This is a genomic window from Micromonospora sp. U21 (genome assembly GCF_018070045.1).
Classification (GTDB): domain Bacteria; phylum Actinomycetota; class Actinomycetes; order Mycobacteriales; family Micromonosporaceae; genus Micromonospora.
On the sequence record NZ_JAGPYK010000007.1, the window covers coordinates 39,408 to 58,572 of the forward strand.

At 73.9% G+C, this 19,165-nt stretch carries 17 protein-coding genes; 9 read left to right on the forward strand and 8 right to left on the reverse strand.

What is annotated here, in order from left to right:
* The first annotated feature begins 12 nt into the window (after window positions 1-12).
* Together nuoN and KBX63_RS11505 are read left to right on the forward strand one after the other, a co-directional pair.
* The gene (nuoN, locus tag KBX63_RS11500; protein WP_210911002.1) at window positions 13-1,566 is read left to right on the forward strand and encodes an NADH-quinone oxidoreductase subunit NuoN; all 1,554 of its coding nucleotides are present in this window, start codon (window positions 13-15) and stop codon (window positions 1,564-1,566) included.
* A gap of 101 nt (window positions 1,567-1,667) precedes the next feature.
* Entirely contained in the window at window positions 1,668-2,741 is a 1,074-nt protein-coding gene (locus KBX63_RS11505) for a polyprenyl synthetase family protein (protein WP_210911003.1), read from the forward strand.
* On the opposite strand, the gene KBX63_RS11510 is transcribed toward KBX63_RS11505, so the two are convergent.
* Window positions 2,717-3,946, reverse strand: coding sequence for an MFS transporter (locus tag KBX63_RS11510; RefSeq protein WP_210911004.1), 1,230 nt, complete (start codon window positions 3,944-3,946; stop codon window positions 2,717-2,719). The two genes, KBX63_RS11505 and KBX63_RS11510, sit on opposite strands and share 25 nt — an antisense overlap.
* 154 nt (window positions 3,947-4,100) lie before the next feature.
* Between KBX63_RS11510 and KBX63_RS11515 the strand changes: the two genes are divergently transcribed.
* Window positions 4,101-4,883, forward strand: coding sequence for an IclR family transcriptional regulator (locus tag KBX63_RS11515; RefSeq protein ID WP_210911005.1), 783 nt, complete (start codon window positions 4,101-4,103; stop codon window positions 4,881-4,883).
* 78 nt (window positions 4,884-4,961) lie between these two features.
* Here the strand turns inward: KBX63_RS11515 and KBX63_RS11520 are convergent, their stop codons facing one another.
* Window positions 4,962-7,088, reverse strand: coding sequence for a PhoX family phosphatase (locus KBX63_RS11520; RefSeq protein ID WP_210911006.1), 2,127 nt, complete (start codon window positions 7,086-7,088; stop codon window positions 4,962-4,964).
* A 240-nt stretch (window positions 7,089-7,328) separates the two neighbouring features.
* On the opposite strand from KBX63_RS11520, the gene KBX63_RS11525 reads away from it, so the two are divergent.
* A complete protein-coding gene (locus KBX63_RS11525; RefSeq protein WP_210911229.1) occupies window positions 7,329-7,844 on the forward strand; it encodes a sigma-70 family RNA polymerase sigma factor in 516 nt (171 codons plus the stop codon).
* Window positions 7,841-8,548 carry an anti-sigma factor gene (locus KBX63_RS11530; protein ID WP_210911007.1) on the forward strand — a complete coding sequence of 236 codons (708 nt, stop codon included), beginning with the start codon at window positions 7,841-7,843 and terminating at the stop codon, window positions 8,546-8,548. Before KBX63_RS11525 ends, KBX63_RS11530 begins: the two co-directional genes overlap by 4 nt.
* A gap of 7 nt (window positions 8,549-8,555) precedes the next feature.
* Here KBX63_RS11530 and rarD read toward each other — a convergent pair whose 3' ends face one another.
* The 4 genes from rarD to eccE form a co-directional block, all read right to left on the reverse strand.
* The gene (gene rarD / locus KBX63_RS11535) at window positions 8,556-9,482 is read right to left on the reverse strand and encodes an EamA family transporter RarD (protein WP_210911008.1); all 927 of its coding nucleotides are present in this window, start codon (window positions 9,480-9,482) and stop codon (window positions 8,556-8,558) included.
* Between the two features lie 17 nt (window positions 9,483-9,499).
* Window positions 9,500-9,985 (reverse strand): GNAT family N-acetyltransferase, encoded by a 486-nt coding sequence (locus tag KBX63_RS11540; RefSeq protein ID WP_210911009.1) that lies wholly within the window; start codon window positions 9,983-9,985, stop codon window positions 9,500-9,502.
* A gap of 127 nt (window positions 9,986-10,112) precedes the next feature.
* Window positions 10,113-10,499 (reverse strand): phage holin family protein, encoded by a 387-nt coding sequence (locus KBX63_RS11545; RefSeq protein ID WP_089018084.1) that lies wholly within the window; start codon window positions 10,497-10,499, stop codon window positions 10,113-10,115.
* A gap of 61 nt (window positions 10,500-10,560) precedes the next feature.
* Window positions 10,561-12,501: a type VII secretion protein EccE gene (eccE, locus tag KBX63_RS11550; protein ID WP_210911010.1), complete on the reverse strand. Its 1,941-nt coding sequence runs from the start codon at window positions 12,499-12,501 to the stop codon at window positions 10,561-10,563.
* 290 nt (window positions 12,502-12,791) lie between these two features.
* Between eccE and KBX63_RS11555 the strand changes: the two genes are divergently transcribed.
* Window positions 12,792-13,112, forward strand: a complete 321-nt coding sequence (locus KBX63_RS11555) for a WXG100 family type VII secretion target (RefSeq protein ID WP_210911011.1) — start codon at window positions 12,792-12,794, stop codon at window positions 13,110-13,112.
* A gap of 23 nt (window positions 13,113-13,135) precedes the next feature.
* A complete protein-coding gene (locus KBX63_RS11560; protein WP_210911012.1) occupies window positions 13,136-13,429 on the forward strand; it encodes a WXG100 family type VII secretion target in 294 nt (97 codons plus the stop codon).
* 114 nt (window positions 13,430-13,543) lie between these two features.
* Here the strand turns inward: KBX63_RS11560 and mycP are convergent, their stop codons facing one another.
* On the reverse strand, window positions 13,544-14,761 hold the full coding sequence (gene mycP, locus KBX63_RS11565; RefSeq protein ID WP_210911013.1) for a type VII secretion-associated serine protease mycosin: 1,218 nt from the start codon (window positions 14,759-14,761) through the stop codon (window positions 13,544-13,546).
* Between the two features lie 152 nt (window positions 14,762-14,913).
* Here mycP and KBX63_RS11570 point away from each other — a divergent pair, with 152 nt between their 5' ends.
* Both KBX63_RS11570 and KBX63_RS11575 read left to right on the forward strand, forming a co-directional pair.
* On the forward strand, window positions 14,914-17,835 hold the full coding sequence (locus tag KBX63_RS11570) for an SseB family protein (RefSeq protein ID WP_210911014.1): 2,922 nt from the start codon (window positions 14,914-14,916) through the stop codon (window positions 17,833-17,835).
* Window positions 17,832-18,197 (forward strand): hypothetical protein, encoded by a 366-nt coding sequence (locus KBX63_RS11575; RefSeq protein ID WP_210911015.1) that lies wholly within the window; start codon window positions 17,832-17,834, stop codon window positions 18,195-18,197. Before KBX63_RS11570 ends, KBX63_RS11575 begins: the two co-directional genes overlap by 4 nt.
* Before the next feature lie 4 nt (window positions 18,198-18,201).
* Here KBX63_RS11575 and KBX63_RS11580 read toward each other — a convergent pair whose 3' ends face one another.
* A complete protein-coding gene (locus tag KBX63_RS11580; protein WP_210911016.1) occupies window positions 18,202-19,134 on the reverse strand; it encodes an alpha/beta fold hydrolase in 933 nt (310 codons plus the stop codon).
* Window positions 19,135-19,165 lie beyond the last annotated feature (31 nt).

Consider the following 19,165-nt stretch of genomic DNA (forward strand, 5'->3'; position numbering starts at 1 on the left):
AAGGTCGGCCCAGTGACCGAGTTGAAACTGCCGTCGCTCAACTACGCGGCGCTCGCCCCGATCATGATCATGCTGGGCGTCGCCCTGCTCGGCGTGCTGGTCGAGGCCTTCGTCCCCCGGCGCCTGCGGCACGTCGTGCAGCTGACGCTGGCCCTGCTGGCCGTCCTCGCCGCGCTGACCATGGTGGTCCTCAACGCCGACGACCGGATCATCACCGCCGGGCAGGCCCTCGCGGTGGACGGGCCGACGCTCTTCCTCCAGGGCGCGATCCTGGTGCTGGCCGCGATGGCGCTGCTGCTGATCGGTGACCGCTCGGTGGAGCGCGGCGGAGCGTTCGTCGCCCAGGCGGCGGTGACCGCCGAGTCGGCCGACGACCGGCGGCAGGCCGAGGGGCGCAACGGCCTCACCGAGGTCTACCCGCTCACCACGTTCGCGATCGGCGGCATGCTGATCTTCGTGGCGGCGAACGACCTGCTGACGATGTTCATCGCGCTCGAGGTCTTCTCGCTGCCGCTGTACCTGCTCTGCGCGCTGGCTCGCCGCCGGCGGCTGCTGAGCCAGGAGGCGGCGATGAAGTACTTCCTGCTCGGCGCGTACGCCTCGGCGTTCTTCCTGTTCGGCGTGGCCCTCATCTACGGATTCACCGCCGGCATCCCGGGCCGTGTGGCCGGGGTCGACTTCGCCACCATCAACGCGGCGGTGACCGAGTCGCCGGCCAGCCCGGTGCTGCTCTTCGCCGGCATGGCGCTGCTCGCCATCGGCCTGCTCTTCAAGGCCGCGGCGGCCCCGTTCCACGTGTGGACGCCGGACGTCTACCAGGGCGCGCCGACCCCGGTCACCGGCTTCATGGCCGCCTGCACCAAGGTCGCCGCGTTCGGCGCGCTGCTGCGCGTCTTCCACGTCGCGTTCGCCGGTGCCGCCTGGGACTTCACTCCGGTGCTCGGCGCGGTGGCGGTGCTGACCATGCTGGTCGGCGCGGTGCTCGCGGTCACCCAGACCGACATCAAGCGGCTGCTCGCGTACTCCTCGATCGCCAACGCGGGCTACCTGCTGGTCGGCGTGCTGGCGCCGAGCCGGGAGGGGCTCGCCGGCACCATGTTCTACCTGGTCGCGTACGGCTTCTCGGTGCTGGCCGCGTTTGCGGTGGTGACCCTCGTGCGGGACGACGACGGGGAGGCCACCCACCTGTCCCGCTGGGCCGGGCTGGGCCGGCGCTCGCCGTTCTTCGCCGGGCTGTTCACGTTCATCCTGCTCGCCTTCGCCGGCATCCCGCTGACCAGCGGCTTCATGAGCAAGTTCGCGGTCTTCGGAGCGGCGTTGGACGACGGCCAGGCCTGGCTGGTGATCGCCGGTGTGCTGACCAGCATGGTGCTGGCCTTCCCGTACCTGCGGGTCGTGGTGATGATGTGGCTGTCCGAGCCGGGCGAGTCCACGCCGACCGTCACCGTGCCCGGCGGCCTCACCTCCGCCGCGCTGATGATCGGCGTGCTGGCCACCCTGGTGCTGGGCATCGCCCCGGCGCCGCTGCTCGACCTGGCGACCGGAGCCGCCGACTTCGTGCGATGACCAGAGCCTCGGCAACCGGGGGCCGATACGCGTTCGCGTGCCGGCCCCCGGTGCGTATCCCCGGCCCGGAGCAGGTAGAACGGGTGTGGCATGGTTGATGCGTGGTGATTCCGGCTGGCGAGCGTTCAGGTGCCACCGGCTCCGGCGGTCGGCGGGGTCGGGCGAGCACGAGTCAGTTCGGCGCGCTCGGCCTCCATCTCGCCGATCCACGCGTCGAGGCGTCCGTGCTGGGCCTGCTGGACGGGGTCGAGGTGGAGCTGCGCGCCAGTGTGGCCAGCGCCGATCCCTTCGTCACCGAGGCCGCCCGGCACCTCGTCGAGGCCGGCGGGAAGCGGTTCCGGCCGCTGCTGGTGGCGCTGGGCGCCCAGTTCGGTGACCCCACCAGCCCACGGGTGGTCCCGGCGGCGGTGGTGATGGAGCTCACCCACCTGGCCACGCTGTACCACGACGACGTGATGGACGAGGCGGCCGTGCGGCGGGGCGCACCGAGCGCGAACTCCCGCTGGACCAACTCGGTGGCCATCCTGGTCGGTGACTACCTCTTCGCCCGGGCCGCGGACATCGCGGCCGACCTGGGCCCGGAGGCGGTCCGGTTACAGGCGCGGACCTTCGCCCGGCTGGTGCACGGCCAGATCGCGGAGACCGTCGGGCCGCGCGCCGGCGACGACCCGGTCGCGCACTACCTGCACGTGATCGCCGAGAAGACGGGCTCCCTGATCGCCACGTCGGCCCGGTTCGGCGGCATGTTCGGTGGCGCCTCCACCGAGCACATCGAGGCGCTGGCCGGGTACGGTGAGACGATCGGCGTCGCCTTCCAGCTCTCCGACGACCTGCTGGACATCGCCTCCGAGTCGATGCAGTCGGGCAAGACGCCCGGCACGGACCTGCGCGAGGGCGTCCCCACACTGCCGGTGCTCTACGCCCGCGCGGCGGACGACTTCGACGCGTCCTCGCTGCGGCTACGGGAGATCCTGGCGACCGGCCCGCTGACCGACGACGCGCTGCACGCCGAGGCGCTGGGGCTGCTCCGGGAGAGCCCGGCGCTCAAGCGTGCCCGAGAGACCGTGCGCAGCTACGCCGAGGACGCTCGCGCGCGCCTGGCCCCACTGCCGGCCGGCCCGTCCCGCCGGGCCCTCGAGTCGCTCTGCGACTACATCGCCGACCGCACCAGCTGATCTCCGGCTCGACCGGCCCCGGCGGCGGTGCGGGTCAGCAGGCGGCTGCCGACGAGCATCAGAGCGGCGGCGAGCAGCATGGACACCGCCGCCGTGGTCCACATCGTCGGGTAGCCGAGGTGGGCGGCGAGCGGACCGAGGCTCAGTGGGCCGAGGCAGCCGCCCGCGTACACCCCGGTCTGGGTGATCGAGGTGGCGGCGGCCGGGGCCTGCGGGTGGAGCCGGACCACCGCGAAGTTCATCAGGCCGGGCCAGGCCCAGCCCAGGCCGAAGCCGAGCACCACGCCGGCCACCAGCGGCACCACGCCGGTCAGCGCGAGCAGGCCCAACCCGCCGGCGCCGACCACCAGCATCGCGGCGATGAGCGCGACGTGACCGCCGGTGCGGCGGTCGGCCAGCCAGCCGGCACCTACCCGGGCCGCCACGCAGACGGCGCTGCCCAGGGTCAGCGTGAGACCGGCGACGCCCGGTGAGAGCCCCCGGGCGGCCGCCGAGTCCACCAGGAAGGTGCCCAGCGCGTTGGCTGCGGCCGCGGCCAGTGTCGCCGCCACACCGACCACCACCAGCGCCACCGTGGCCCGGCCGGCACGCGTGGCGCCGGCCCGCCGGGCGCGGCCAGCCAGCTGCCGGGGTACGGCGGGCAGCGTCGTCAGGGCCGCACCGGCGGCGACCACGAACGCCCAGCGCCAGCCGGCGGTGAGCGCGATGGTGGGCACCGCCGCCCCGGCCAGCAGGGTGGAGACCGGGATGGCTGCCTGCTTGACGCCGAACGACAGCCCCTGCCGACGGGTCGGGACGTGCTGCGCCAGCGCGGCGTTGCTGGCCAATTGCCCGAGGGCGTTCGCGGTGGCGCTGAGCGCCAGCAGCCCGACCAGCACCGGGTACGACCGGGCGAGCACCGCCACGGCAAGCATCGACCCGGCGGCCAGCACGATGCCGCAGCGGGCCACCACGGTCGGCCCGTACCGCTCGACCAGACGGCCGGAGGGCACCGAGGCCAGCGCGCTGACCCCGAAGTAGACGGCCACGGCCAGGCCCAGGCCGGCCGGGGAGAACCCGAGGTCCGCGCCCATCTGCACGGCGAGGCCACCGAGCAGGAAGACGGGCAGCACGCAGGCCACGGTCGTGAGGACAGCGCCGGCGCTGGCCCGGATCGGGCGGGCGCGGGCGGCGTCCGGGGCGGAGGTGAGGGCGGTGTCGGTCATCGTCCGGCAAACCTACGCGAGTCGCGCCCGGACCACTCCCGGTGACCGTCGGTGCACAACGCGTGGATGGTGATCTGGCATCCTCGACCCGAACAGGCATTTCGCACCCGGCCTGTTTTTCATATGGTGTAAGTCCCCGGCGGCGGAGGTGGTTGTGCGCGACCCCTTGGCAGAACCTTCGGATCTGATCCGCAGCGTGTCCCGAGCGCTGCGGGTGCTGGAGTCGGTCGGTCGCGCCCCGAAGGGCCTGACGGTCAAGCAGATCGCCCGGCGGTGCGAGCTGACCGTGGCCACCACGTACCACCTGGTCCGCACCCTGGCCTACGAGGGCTACGTGATCCGTCGGGAGGACGGCACGTACATCGTGGGGTTGGAGGTGGCCGACCGCTACCGGGAGCTGGTGACCGCCTTCCGGGGGCCGCCGGCGGTCGGTGAGACGCTGCGGCGGGCCGCCGCGGACACCGGCTACAGCCACTACCTGGGGCGCTTCGTCGGCGGCCAGGTCGCCATCACGGCGGTCGCCGAGGGGCCCCGGTCGCCCTACCTGGAGGACCTGGTTCCCGGCTTCGACGAGGGGGCGCACGCGACCGCCCTCGGCAAGTCCCTGCTCGCCACCCTCACCGCCGAACAACGCTTCCGCTACCTGCGGGAGTACGGCATGCGCCCGTTCACCACCGCGACATTGACCAGCGTCGAGACGTTCGAGGCCGACCTGGCCGCCGGCGACCGACGCGGGATGCAGTTGGAGCTGGGTCAGTTCCGCCAGGGGGTGGCCTGTGCGTCGGTGCTGGTCACGCCGGACAAGGATATGGAACGCCGGGTCGTGCTCGCCTGTGCGCTGCCGGCCAGCGAGATGATGACCTCGGCCCGGGTAGTCCGGGCCAAGCTGCTCACGGTGGCCCGCGCCGTCGCCGACGGCATCGCCACCGACCACTGACGCGGACGCGGAGAGGCCCTCTCCCAGGCTGGGAGAGGGCCTATCGCGGCGGTCCAGCGCCGGACCGCCGGAGCAACGTCAGCTGCCCACCGGGCCGCCGTCCAGGCGCCAGGTGACCACCACGCCCGGCTTGGCGTAGTCGCCGTCCGGCCAGTTGGAAGCGGGGTTCTCCACCGAGGCTCCGGTGATCTCACCCGGGTGCTGCACGGCGACGAAGACCGAGCGGTTGTCGCCGGTGATGAACGGGCCGCAGGTCTCCGCGCCGAGCGGTACGGTCAGGAACTGCTTGAGGTGACCACGCTCCGGGCCCTCCACGGCGGTGGCGAAGAGGCCGTCGTTGCTGCCCAGCGCGTTGCCGTCCGTGGAGATCCACAGGTTCCCGGTGGCGTCGAAGGCGACGTTGTCGGGGCAGGAGATCGGGGAGACCCTGGTCTTGTCGTACCCGGCGAAGAAGGTCGACGGGTCGGTCGGGTCGCCGCAGACGATCGGCAGCGACCAGGCGAACGTCTCGGCGGTGTTGTCGCCGCGATCCTCGACCAGCTCCAGGATCTGGCCGTGCTTGTTGGCGTTCCGCGGGTTGGCCTCGTCGGCCTTCGGGCTGCTGCCGACGCCCCGGTTGGTGTTGTTCGTCAGCGCCACGTACACCTTGCCGGTGAGCAGGCTCGGCTCGACATCCTCGGGGCGGTCCATCTTGGTCGCGCCGACCTTGTCGCCGGCGAGCCGGGTGAAGGTGAGCACGTCCGCGGCGGTCATCCCGTCGACGAACGAACGGTTGCCGCTGACCAGCTTGATCCAGCGGCCCCGGCCGTTGAACGCGCCGTCGGCGGGAAGCTTGCCCGAGCCGTCGATCTCTTCCGCGCTGGTCTGGTCCAGCTTCGCCACGTACAGGGTGCCGGACTCCAACAACGTCAGGTTGTGCTTGCGGGCGGCCCAGGAGTTGCCCTTCATGAACTTGTTGTCCGAGACGAACTTGTACAGGTAGTCGAACCGCTCGTCGTCGCCCATGTACGCGACGACGTGGCCGTCCTTGGCCACGATCACGTTCGCGCCCTCGTGCTTGAACCGGCCCATCGCGGTGTGCTTGCGCGGGCGGCTCTCCGGATCGAACGGGTCGATCTCGACGATCCAGCCGAACCGGTGCGCCTCGTTGGGGTGCCTGGCCAGGTCGAAGCGCTCGTCGGCGCGCTCCCACCTGCGGCTGCCGCTGGGGTAGCGGGACGCCGTGCTGATGCCGTAGCGGTCCAGCTTCGGCTTCAGCTCCGCCGGCGCTCCGTCGGCGCCGACGAAGTACTGGTTGAAGTTCTCCTCGCCGGAGAGCACCGTTCCCCACGGGGTCACGCCGCCAGCGCAGTTGTTCAGCGTGCCGACCACCGTACGGCCCCTGGGGTCTGCGCCGGTCTTCAGCCAGGCCGAGCCGGCGGCCGGGCCGGTCAGGTCGAACTTGGTGCTCAGCGCGGTGACCCGGCGGTTGTACGGCCGCCGACCGTTGTCGACCGGCGTCCACTGCCCGGTGCCGGCGACCCGCTCGATCTCCACCACGGACATGCCGTGCGCGGCCATCGCGGTGCGCAGCTGCTCGACCGAGAGCCCGTCCAGGCCGGGGAAGCCCGGGAACATCAGGTCCTCGTTGGTGTACTCGTGGTTGACCACGAGCAGCGCACGGTTGCCCCGCTTGTCCAGCGGCAGCACGCCCACGAAGTCGTTGTTGTATCCGAACTGCCTGGACTGCGCCGCGGCGGTCTGCTGGTGCACGTTGAACTCGGGCGCGCCCGGCACCACCGGGTCACCCCACTTGATGACCACGGCGTGGTCGTACCCGTTCGGCACGACCAGGGTGTCCAGCTTGTTGGGCGGGATCGGCTTGAAGGTCAGGGCCCCGCTGCCGACGCCGGTGCTGGGACGTCCGAAACCGAACGCCTCCGGGACGTCCGGGACGGTGGGTGCGGCCATGGCCGGCGCCGCGCCGGCCAACGCGCCGGCCGCCGCGCCGCCGAAGCCGAGGACCAGCGCGCCGACGGCGCCGGCCCGGACCACGCCGCGCCGTGAGACCTCGGCGTTCACCACGTCTCCGAAGTACGCGTTGTCGGAGGTGTTCGGGACCGGGTGGTCACAGGCGTTTCCGCAGCGGTAGAGACAGGTCATGGTGTCACGGCTGCCGTGGCGGGTGGCGCCCAACAGCGGGAGCAGCCGGGGACGGTCGCTCATGGAGGAGCCTCCTGGGAAGGGTCGGTGGCACGCGGGATCAGTCGTTGGCCGGGCGTACCTGCCGGACGCTAGGAGGACGCGGTGAGCGGTCGTCGGCCGCGATGTGAACCAGGCGTGAACACCTCTCTGGGCGCCGGCCGCGCCCAACCGGTCTGACCTCGGGCTGAACCGATCGGCGTGACCGCACGTATTCACGAGCGGACGCACCGCCGGACGCGCGCCGGAAGCGAGGAGACCGCCATCAGCGACCACGACGCCCAACTGCTGCGCGCGCTGCACGACGAGCACGCGGAGGCGCTGTACGCACACGCCCTCCGGCTGGTCAACGGGGACCGGCAGCGGGCTGAGGACCTGGTGCAGGAGACGCTGCTGAGGGCCTGGCGGCACCCGGAGTCACTCGATCCGCGACGCGGCTCGGTGCGGGCCTGGCTCTTCACCACCGCCCGCAACCTCGCCATCGACGCCTGGCGGCGGCGGTCCACCCGGGTCGGTGAGGTGTTCACCGACGAGATGCCCGAACCGCCGGAGGTGGTCGACGAGGCCGAACGCGCCGTGGAGGCGTGGACCGTCGCCGAGGCGCTGAACCGGCTCAGCCAGACACACCGCGAGGTGCTGGTCGAGTGCTTCTACCAGGGACGGTCGGTGGCCGAGGCGGCGTCCCGGCTGGGCGTGCCACCGGGCACCGTGAAGTCCCGCACCCACTACGCGCTGCGGTCACTACGGTTGGTCCTGGCTGAGATGGGAGTGACGGGATGACCCGGTGCGAGTTCGCGCACGACGATGGCGCGTACGTGCTGGGTGCCCTGGCCCCCGCGGAGCGGGCTGCCTACGAGCGGCACCTCGCCGGCTGCGCCTCCTGCCGGGACGCGGTTGCCGAGATCGCCGTCCTGCCCGGGCTGCTCGGTCGCCTCGACCCGGCGGGTCTGGAGCAGTTCCTGCCGCCGCCGACCGCGCCCCGGGTGCCCGCGCTGCTCGAGGAGGCCAGGGCCCGCCGGCGGCGCGAGCGGTGGGCCACCCGCCGGCGGTACGCGCTGACCGGGCTGGTCGCCGCCGCGTTGGCGCTGGTGGTCGGCGTGGGCACCGTGACGGTGCTGCGCGGCACCCCGGGCGTCCCGGGCTCCCCGGGGACCCCCGGGCCGCAGGTGTCGATGGTCGCGATGCGGCCGGTGGCCGCCGCCGGGCCGGTGCACGCCGAGATCGGGCTGACCGGCACCGACTGGGGCACCGAGGTGACCATGCGCTGCGGGTACGACCCGCGGACCGGCTACGGCAAGGCGTACACCTTCCGGTTGGTGGCGCGTGGCCCCGACGGCGCCACCGAGCAGATCGGCTCCTGGCTGGCCGCGCCGGGCGACGCCCTCCAGTTCACCGGCGCCACCCGGTTCACCGACGCCGAGCTGGTCAGCGTCGAACTTCAACGCGCCGACGGCACCCCGGTCCTGTCCTACGCCGTTCCCTGACCCCGGGTCACGGGGCGGGGACGGGAGTGCGGGAGGCGGCGGCGCGTGCGCGGGTACGGGTGCGGTGGGACTGGCGGACGGCGTCGGCGGTGAAGACGACGAGGGCGAGCCAGACGAGCGCGAAGCCGGCGAGGCGGGCCGGTGGCATCGGCTCGTGGAAGATCAGCACACCGCAGCCGAGCTGGAGGATCGGCGCCAGGTACTGGATCATGCCGAGGCTGCTCAGCGGCAGCCGGTTGGCGGCCCCGGCGAAGAGCAGCAGCGGGATCGCGGTGGCCGCGCCGGCCAGCACCAGCAGCGCGGTGTGCCCGGCTGAGACGTGCCCGAAGGTCGACTCGGCGCGCCGGGTCAGCCAGGCCAGGTAGCCCAGTGCGGGCAGCGCCAGCACCGCCGACTCGACGAAGAGCCCTTCCGCGGCGGGCAGCCCGAGCCGCTTCTTGACCAGCCCGTAGCCGGCGAAGCTGAACGCCAGGGTCAGGGCCAGCCAGGGCAGCCGGCCGTAGTCCACGGTGAGCACCGCGACCGCCGACGCCCCGATGCCCAGCGCCACCCACTGCGCCGGGCGCAGCCGTTCCCGCAGCACCGTCACCCCGAGCAGCACCACCACCAGCGGGTTGATGAAGTAGCCGAGAGCGGTCTCCACCACCCGGTCCGAGTTGACCCCGTAGATGTAGGTGCCCCAGTTGATCGCGATAAGGGCGGCGGCGGCGACGATCCCGGCCACCGCCCAGGGCCGGCGCAGCAACGCCCGCAGGAAGCCGACGTTGCGCAGCGCGGCCAGCAGCAGGGCCACGAAGGCCACCGACCAGACGATCCGGTGGGCGAGAATCTCCAGCGGACCGGCCGGTCGCAGCAGCTTGAGGTAGAGCGGGAAGAAGCCCCAGAGCAGGTACGCGCCGAGGCCGTAGAGGTATCCCAGACGGAGTGGCGTCACGGCTCCACCGTAAGGGGTCAAACCCCGCTTTGTTCCTTTCCTGGAACCGGGGTGACCGGCGTCACCGGTGGCCGCCGGTCGAGCTGCATCCACCGTGTGGGGTCGTCCAGGGGCGTGAAGCCGACCCGTGCGTACACCTGGTGCGCGTCGTTGGTGGCCAGCAGGATCCGGCGTACGCCCAACCCGGCCAGGTGGTCGCGGACGGCGCCGGCGAGCCAGCCGCCCAGCCCGTGACCCCGGGCGGCCCGGTCCACGTACACGTCGCAGAGCCAGGCGAAGGTGGCGCCGTCGGTAACGGCCCGGGCCACCGCGACCTGGCGGCCGTCCCCGGGTCGGTAGACGCCGAACGGCAGAGAGCCGGCGAACGCCCGGACGACCGTCTGCCGGTCCCGGCCCAGTGCCCAGTACGCGTCGGTGGACAGCCACCGGTGCACCCGGTCCAGATCGAGCCGGGCGGGATCGGTGCTGAGCAGATGGCCGTCGGAGCGGGTCAGCGAGAACACCCCGCGACGCTAGCCGTCAGGACCGGCCCCCGCGCCGGCCAATTCCCGGACTCTGGTCACCGGACCGCCCGGGCTCCGGCCTCGGCCGGGGCCCGGGCGGTCCGGGTCGATCCTGGTCGGTCGCCGGTCAGTCCCGGTCGAGGATGGCGCCGAGGACCCAGGTCACGATGCTCACGAAGAGCGCGCCCAGCACGGCGGCAGGCCAGAAGCCGTCCACGGAGAACGGCAGCCCGGCCTGGTCGGCGATCCAGCTGGTGAGCAGGAACAGCAGCCCGTTCACCACCAACGCGATGAGACCCAGGGTCAGGAGGTAGAAGCCACAACCGACGGTCTTGATGATCGGCTGGAGCACCGCGTTGACCACACCGAAGATCGCCGCTACCAGGAGCAGCGTGGTGACCGTCTCGACGGTGGAGGTCGACTCCAGAGTGATGCCCGGAATGAGGAGTGTGGCCAGCCAGAAGGCCAGCGCCGTGGTGGCCAGCCGAATCAGCAGCCCTTTCAGAAAACCCATGGCGGGGATCGTGCCACGGACCGGGCACCGGCGTAACCCGCCGACTGACGATCGGAACGGTTCAGCCCCGCGCGGGTCGTCCGATGAGCTGCGCCTCGATCGGTGTGGGGGAGAGCAGCGCCCAGCGCAGCGCCCGTCGGTTCACCACGGCCACCATGTCGTCCCGGATCCGCGTCAACCACTCGGCCGAGCCGCCCAGCCCGAGCGCGGCGCCGGCCAGCGCGGCCTCGGTGGCGTCCAGCGGTTGCAGCACCGCCAGGTCGGCCCGGGTCAGCGCGTCCACGTCCGCCGGGGTCAGCTCGTCCCGGACCACCAGGGTGGCCCGCCAGGGCGGACCCGGCTCGGCGTCGGCCGGCACCGGCCCGGCGTCGACCACCAACAGCAACGGCCGCAGCGCCGTGCCCACCCTCTCGGCGACCGGACGCCCCGGCGGAATCAGCGGGATCGTCCCACCCGGCGCCCCCACACCCCGCACGAACGGCTCCCACGCGCGGGGGCGTCCGGTCTGGACAACCACCAGAGCGCCCAGCGCCATCGCGCGCAGTGCCAGCAACTGGGCGGCACGCACCCCGCCGACCAGCAGAACCCGGGTGCTCTCCGGCCGGAACAGCCGGACGGTGACGGCTCCACCGTGCCGGTTCGTGCCGACCATCATCCCCGCCTCGCCCAGGGTCAGCTCCCAGTCGTCCAGCGCCGGCCGCGACTGCGCCCCGGGGGTCGTGAGCGCCAGCGGCAGCGTGCCGGCCAGCCCGGCCAGGTGCGCGCCGTCGAGCCGGCTCAGCTCCCCACCCAGGCCGGTGACCAGCCGGTCCAGCGCCTCGGCGGCCGCGGTCAGCTCCTCCGTCGTTCCGGCGGCCAGGCGTACGGTCAGCTCGGTCGGCACCTCGGTCGCGCCGCTGACCGGCGGCGGGCCCGCGCAGAGTGACACCGTCGTCGCGGTCGCCGGCAGCGCGAGCAGCCGTGGCACCAGCCGGCGCGCGCCCGCACCCTCGGCGCCCGGCCAGTGGATCAGCCGGAAGGTGGCCTGGACCAGAGTGCCGGACCGGAGCACCGGCCAGGACTCCCGGAGAGGATGGCCGTCGTGGTGGGCCAGTTCGCCCAGGACGCGCAGTGCCGCCGGCACACCGAGCGGCCGGGCGGTCAGCGGCCCGAGCCGGCGGACGATCCGGCGTAGTGTGCCGCCGAGCACCCGGCGCAGGTCCTCCTCCGACCAGCCGTCCACCCGCAGCACACGGACCGCGAGCACCGCCCGCTCCCGCCCGGCGAGCCGCCCGTCGGTGAGCTGCCGGTACGACGTGCCGACCGTGCCGCCCGCCGCGGGCACCGGCGCCGGGGTCCCGGCGAGCAGTAGCTGGATCCGCAACGGCGGCACGTCCGGCCCGACCGGCGGCAGCAGCGCGGCCGGCCCGGGGACGGCCCGGGGCGCGTCGCCGAGCAGGTCGCCGGGATCGCCGAGCTCCAACAGCGCCACCATGCCGTCGGTGTCCTCGAGCACCGCGGCCGGCCCGCCGGAGAGTTCCGTCGAGCGGACCACGGTGCCGGGGGCGACCAGGTCGAGCAGCTCGGCCGGGCCGGCCGGCCCGGGCAGCGCGCGGCGGCGGGTCAGGTGCCCGGCGGCGGTGCCCAGCCACTCGAAGAGCCACCGGCCCCGGACCCGGGCCCAGGCGATCGCCACCAGCAGCACCGCCGCCAGGAGGGCCGCGAGCATGACCGGCGTGCCCCGGCCCAGGGCGGCGAGGACGATCGCCACCGCGACCTGCCCGGTGACCAGCTGACCGGCGCGCACCCCGGTGCCCCCACGCCGACCGAGGGAGGCCCTGCGGGCGACCGGTGCCAGGCGGTCGGGGGCGCCCCGCTCGGAGAACCCGGGACCGGGGTCGGCGGGCGCGCCGTGCACGATCGCCCGCGGCGCAACGCCTGGCCCGGTCGCCGGCGTGACGACGCCTGGCCCGGGCCCGACCGGGGTCGCCGGCTGCGGCCCTCCGGTGGTTGTCGCCGGCACCGCGCCTCCTCGAGCAGTGTGGGACCGTGCCGGGCGGTCGGCCGCATCCGCGGCCCGTCACGCGCCGCGACGTGGCTGCGGCACATCGTAAGCGACCGATGTCCGTCGTGGTTGTCCACAGGTGAGATGCAAGGGGTAGCAGAACCGCTACCGGGCCGCTACCGTCAGCCACGAAGTTCTTCGCTGACCCGCGTTCACCGTGCTCAACGACCCGGGCCACGCGAGCAGCGCGCCCTCAGGGTGGGCGCGTCGACGGCCAGTCACGACCGAGGAGACGAGGTGACGTCCGGGTGTCCCAGACCCAGGCAGAAGCCGCGGTGATGCAGCAGAGCGCCGCGAAGTTCGAGCAGGTGGACCAGTCGTTGCAGTCCATGCTGACCGGCCTGTTGGCCGAGTTGGAGGTGTTGCAGCAGGCCTGGCGCGGCGCCGGCGGGCGGTCGTTCGAGCAGGTCAAGCAGCAGTGGTCACAGGACCAGGCAGCGCTGCACCGGGCGCTGCGGGAGACCGCCGGGGCGATCCGCACCGCCGGTCGGCAGTACGACGTCTCGGACGACGAGTCGGCCAGCCGGGTGGCCGGCACCAACCGCGGCGGCATCCAGCTGCCGCTCTGACCCCCGGTCGAAAGGGAGATCCGATGGACCACGGTGTGCTGGTCGTCAACTTCGCCGCGCTTCAGCAGGCCGGCGCGGACATCCAGAAGGCGCTGAACACGCTCGACTCGCAGCTCGGCCAACTCGAACGGGACGCCGCGCCCTTGGTGGCGAGCTGGACGGGCGAGGCCCGGCAGGCGTATGAGCAGCGCCAGGCGCGGTGGCGGTCCGCCTCGCAGGACCTCCAGGCGATGCTGCGCGACATCAAGCTGGCGGTGAACGACTCCGCCACCGACTATCTGGACACCGAGAAGAAGAACACCGGGCTGTTCCAGTGATGTAGGGCGTGTTCAGAAGTGTCGGTCGCCCGAGGTGGGCCGGGAGCGCTGACCGTGTCCGGGTCGGCGCCCCGGCCGTGCCCGATCGGGGAGCGGCGCGGCCGGGTGCCGGGGTCAGGCCGGGTCGGCCGGCCGCCAGCGCCGGCGGGCGGCTCGGGGCAGCACCAGGGCGAGCAGCACCACCGTGACCGCCGTCATGCCGATCACCGCGCCGACCAGCAGGGCCCGGTCCCGGGCCGTCGCCCGGCGGGCCTGGCGCGCGACCAGCGCCGGATCGGCCCGGTCGTCGGCGAGCCGGGCGACAGCCGCGGGGCCGGCCGGTCGCCCGCCACCGGTCTCGGTGACCGCCCGGTACGGGTTCAGCACGCCGGCCCCGTACCCGCCGCCCGCACCGGGCGCCGGATCGGTGGTGGCGACGATCCGCTCCGCCACCTGGGCGGCGGTCAGCTCGGGCCGGTACTGGCGCAGCAGCGCCGCGGTGGCGGCCACGAACGGGGCCGCGTAGCTGGTGCCCTCGACCCGGTGGTGGCCCTGACCAGGCGCGGCGGTCAGCACCTCGCTGCCCGGTGCCACCAGGTCGACATAGGGGCCGGTCTGCGAAAAGGCCGCCCGCCCGCCGTCCGCCCCGATCGCACCCACGCCGAGCACCCCGTCGTACGCGGCGGGGAACGGGCGCGGGTTCCCGCTGTCGTGCAGGTTGCCGGCGGCGGCCACCAGCACCACGTCCCGGTCGACGCCGTACCGCACGGCGGAGCGGACCTCCGGGTCGTCGGCGTACAGCACCACGGAGAGGTTCACCACGTCGGCGTCGTGGTCCACGGCCCAGCGGATGGCCCGGGCGAACTCACGGGCACTGACCGTACGCCCCGACTCCCGCCCCTGCACCACCTGCTGCTCACTCACCCGCACCGGCAGAATCCGGGCGCCCGGTGCCAGGCCGTGAAAGGCGACGCCGGGTCGGGGTGCTGCCGCGATGATGCTCGCCACGCCGGTGCCGTGACCGGCGCAGTCCCTGCGCCCGTCCCCGCCCGGGTCGAGGAGGTCGGTGCCGGCCAGCACCCGCCCGGCCAGTTGGGGGTGCGCCCGGTCGACCCCGGAGTCGACCACCGCCACCGTCATCCCGGCGCCGGTGGCCAGCGGCGCGAGCCGCGCGGGGTCGTACCGCTGCTGCGGCCAGGGCAGGGCCGGGACCGGCCGCACGGGGGCGAGTGCGGTCGCGCAGGCCGGAGCCACCCGGAGCGCGGCATCGGCGGTGCCGGCCGGGACCGGCGCGCCGGTCAGCAGGGTGGCCGCCAGCCCAGCCAGGACCGGGCGCGCAATCGACCGGGACATCGACGGCCTCCGTATGGTGTCGGCTCCGGGACGGGATGTTATCGCCTCACCGGCGCCCCGGCGGACCGCCGACGGCCAGCCATTGTGATCTTGATACCACCTTGTAGGTTGTACGCGATACCTGTGGCCTGTTCTCGGAAGGAGAGGTGGCCGTGACCGAATGGGAGCCGGCCACGGAGGCCGAGGTGGCGATGCGGGACGCGCTGCGCGCCAACGACCAGGAGCTGTACTTCCGGCTTCTGTCCCGCACCGATCTGCTGTTGCCGGTCTCCGCGCCAGCACCGTCCGGTCAGGCACCCCCCGGCTGGGGCACCTGGACCACCGGCGGCCGGACCCACGTGCTTGCCTTCACCTCCGCTGCCGCGCTGCGGACCTGCCTCGGCGAGCATTCCGGCAGCAACCGGCGCATTCCGTTCACCGACCTCGCGGTCGGCTGGCCCAACCACGAGTGGTGGCTCGCGGTCAACCCGGGGCTGCCCGTCGAGGGATACCTGCCGGCCTGGTTCGTCGCCCAACTGTCCCGGGGTGACGTCCGGCTGCCCGGCCGTGCGATGGGTGCCCGCGCCCGGCTGGAGCGCGCGGAGACCCTTGCCCGGTCCAGGACAGGTGTGACCGGCCGCGATGCCTCGACCTCCACGGGGTCCACGTCGTCCGGGTCCGACCCGGTGGCGACCCCGCCCGGGCGGCCCGCACCGACGCGGGGCGCGGTGCCGCGGACGGGCGCTCCGACGGCGCCCGGCACGTCGCCCCGGATGCCCGGCCCGGGTGAGCTGTCGCGGCGTTCCGGCGGAGAGGACATGCCCGCCGCCGGTCAGCGGTACCCGACCGGACCGCCCCGACCCGGCGGCCCGGGTGCCGAGTCCGTACCCACCACGAGCCGGCCCGCCGCGTCCCGGTTCGCGCCGTTGAAACCCGCCGACCACCCGGGTGTCGCCCCGGCCGACCAGCCGGCTCCCGGCGCGGTTCGGCCGCCTGGGATTCGGCCGGACGCCGACGGCCCGGCCGTCGGCAACGGCAGCGCCCAGGGCGGCCGGCGCTCCTTCTTCGAACCTGCGTCCGAGAGGGACCGGCCGGCCGGCCCGGCCTCTGGTGGGGTCCGACCTGGCGACCGCGCGGCGCCGCCGTCCCGGTTCGGGCGGGGCAGCCAGCCCTTTCCGCGCCGCCGTCCCGCCGACGCACCGGCCGGCGATGGCGCGACCACGGCCTTTCCGATGCCGGATCCGGACGCCACCCGGCCGCTGCGGCCGCCGGCCGGTGACCTGGGCGCGTCCAGAGGAGTACGAGCACCGGCGCCGGACGACGAGCCCACCCAGCCCCTGCCGCCGCGCCGGCCGGCCCCGCTTGCCGACGAGCCCACCCGCGCCTTCCGGTCGCCCGGTCGGGCCACTGGCGAGCCACCGCTGACCCGGGCCGGGCGGTCCGATCCCGCCGCGGACGAGACCCAGGCGATCCCGCGCGGCCGGCCCGGCGATCCGGGCCGGTTCGACCCGGTGGAGGAGCTGCCCGCGTCCATCGCGGAACCGGTCTCCGGCCCGCCCGCGCCGCGCCGCGGCTTCACGCCCATCGTCATCGAGGGCACCATCATCGAGTCCCGGGACCTCACCGAGCCGGCCGAGGCGAGCAGCGTGGCCGACGCGGCCGGACGGTCGGGCCGGCAGTCCGCCGCGCCGTCGTCGTTCGGTCCACCGTCTTTCGACCCGGAGCCCGCCGCCCCGCCGTCGTTCGGCCCACCGTCTTCCGGCCCGCCACCGTTCGGCCCTTCGCCCTCCGGCGCGCGTCCGTTCGGCCCGGCGGAGGCCGGTCCGGTCGGCGGTGGTCCGGTGGACGCCGCGCTGGGTGGTGTGCGCGCCGACGACCTGGTCGGTGTCCGCCCGGACGGGGGAGATCGCGCGGACCTCGGCGGTCCACCGGTCGGCGTGAACGGCGCGGGCCGGGCCGGCGGTGACGTCAGCGGCGAGCAGGTCGGCCCGGACGTCGGCAGCCAACCGCCTCGGGCGGACAGCGGTGCCGAGCCGGCGCGGCCCGACTTCGACGACATGGTGGACCGCGCGGTCCCGGCCGGCGACGGGCAGCACGGTCCCGCCGAGGGTCCGGCGCCGGTCGAGTTCCTGCCCGCCAACACGGTCGAGGAGGACCTGCTCGGCGCTGCGGGCGCGGGCAGCACGGACACGTTCCTGTCCACCCTGCTGCTGGCCCGGGTGCTGCTGCCGGCGACACCGGACTCGGTGCGCGGCAGCCGCCCGGGCGATCCGGGTTTCGTCTGGCGTACCGAGCAGTTGGATGGCGAGACTTACGTGGTGGTCTACACCTCGCCGGAGCGGCTCGCCGACCACGCCGAGGGCGATGTCGACATCGTCCGGGTGAAGTTCGCCCAACTGATCCGGCGCTGGCCGGACGAGGACTGGTCGTTCGCCGTCAACCCGGGCACGCCGGTCGGTGCAAAGCTGCCCGGCGAGCAGATCGTCGCGCTGGCCAACTGGGCCGCGGAGGTGGGGCTCGGCGACGACCTGGAGGTCGACCCGGAGGAACCGCCGGTCGTGGCGGAGCCCGCTGCCCGCCCCCGGTACGCCCCGGCGGCGGTCGACCCGGCCCGACCGACCGTGATGCAGAAGGCGATCGCGCCCAGCCAGCTCGCGTACTACCTGGATCGGGGGTACGACCGGGTGTCCGGCTTCGTGCACCGGGCCGGCGAGCTGGCGCACCTGACCACGCCGGCTCAGTTGTACGACGCGCTGGGTCTCAGCTACCCGGGTTCGCCGTTCGCCCGCGACGCCGAGGAGATCTACGTGCTGCGCTGGCCGGCGCACCGGCCGAGCCTCTACCGGATTCCCTACGGGGGTCAGAACGAGCCGGCGATGCGGGCGATGGAGGGCTGGGTCATCGAGCGCCCGCCGTTCCGGGGCAACGGCTTCGCGCCGGGCGAGAGCAGCGACGTGGTGGCGGAGTTCAAGGTGGACAGCGCGCGACTGCCGTACGGCGCGCAACTCTGGCGGATCGGCGCGGACGGCACCGAGCGGGTGGTCGCGGTGCTCGACACGGACGCGCTGCTGTGGCGACGGGTCGGTGAGGCGTGATGCGGGACGGCTACGTGGCCCGTTGGCAGAGTCGGGAATACCAGGCCAGCCCGGACGGCGATGACATCCGGCTGTACCAGCCGGAGCCGGGTGAGGGCTTCGAGGAGGTCCGCACCGGGCGGTACGTGCGGGTGCTACCGGCGAGCGAGATCGAGGACCTGGCGTACGTGCGGACCACCTGCACCTGGCAGGGGCAGCCGTTCATCGTGCTCGGCGAGCACGACGCCTGGCTGCGTGTGGAGTACACCGGTGGCCGCTGGCCGGTGGCCGAGGCGATGCGGCTGGAGGTGTTCGACTTCGGCGTCTACCAGGGCTGGGCGCCGGCCGCCGAGGTCAGCGACCTGCGGGAGCAGCGGGTCTGACCGATCAGGACTTGGCCCAGCGCAGGATCTCGCCGAGCACCAGCTCCGGCGCCTCCAGGTGCGGGAAGTGCCCGACCCCGTCGAGCAGCCGCCACTCGTACGGCGCGACGACGTACCGGCCGGAGCCCAGGGCGGTACGCGGCAGGGCGGCGACATCCAGCGCGCCGTGCAGCTGGAGCGTCGGGGTGACCAGCGGCTTCTGCATCAGGCGGACGAACCGGTAGCCGTGCAGCCGCAGCAGCGAGCGGAACGCCCAGCGGTATCCCTCCAGTGCGCAGAACGCGGCCTGCGGGATGCGCATGGCCTCCCGGCACCGCTCGGCGTACGCCTCGAAGTCCGGCCCGGCCACCCAGCGTGGCCCGCCCCAGCGGTGCAGGATCTCCGTCACGGCCGCCGCGCCGTCCCGGGTCAGCACGTGCTCGTAGCGGGGGAACTGGAACTTCAGCGCCGGGGTGGAGGCGGCGAACTGGCCGCGCGGGTCGGCGAAGATGGCGGCGCGCAGCCGCAGCGGGTGTGGTGCGCCGAGCACCACCAGCCGGCGGACCAGCGACGGGTGGAATGAGGCCACCGTCCAGGCGACCATGCCGCCGACACCGCTGCCGACCAGGGTCGCCGACCGCTCGCCGAGCGCGCGGATCAGCCCGGCCATGTCTGCGGCGAGGGTGTAGCCGTCGTACCCCCGGGGTGGCTTGTCGCTGGCGCCGTAGCCGCGCAGGTCCACCGCGACCGCGCGGAAGCCGGCGTCGGCGACCGCCGGCAGCATCTGGTGCCACGCCCACCAGTGCTCGGGAAAACCGTGCAGGAACAGCACCATCGGCCCGGTGCCGGCCTCGACCACGTGGAACCGGGTGCCGTTGGCGCCGACGAAGCGGTGCGTCCACGGCCCCTCGGTGAGGACACAGGACTCGTCGACGGCTCCGCCGCGCTGGTCGGTCATGGCAGACAGCCTAGGACCCCGGTCGTCCCCG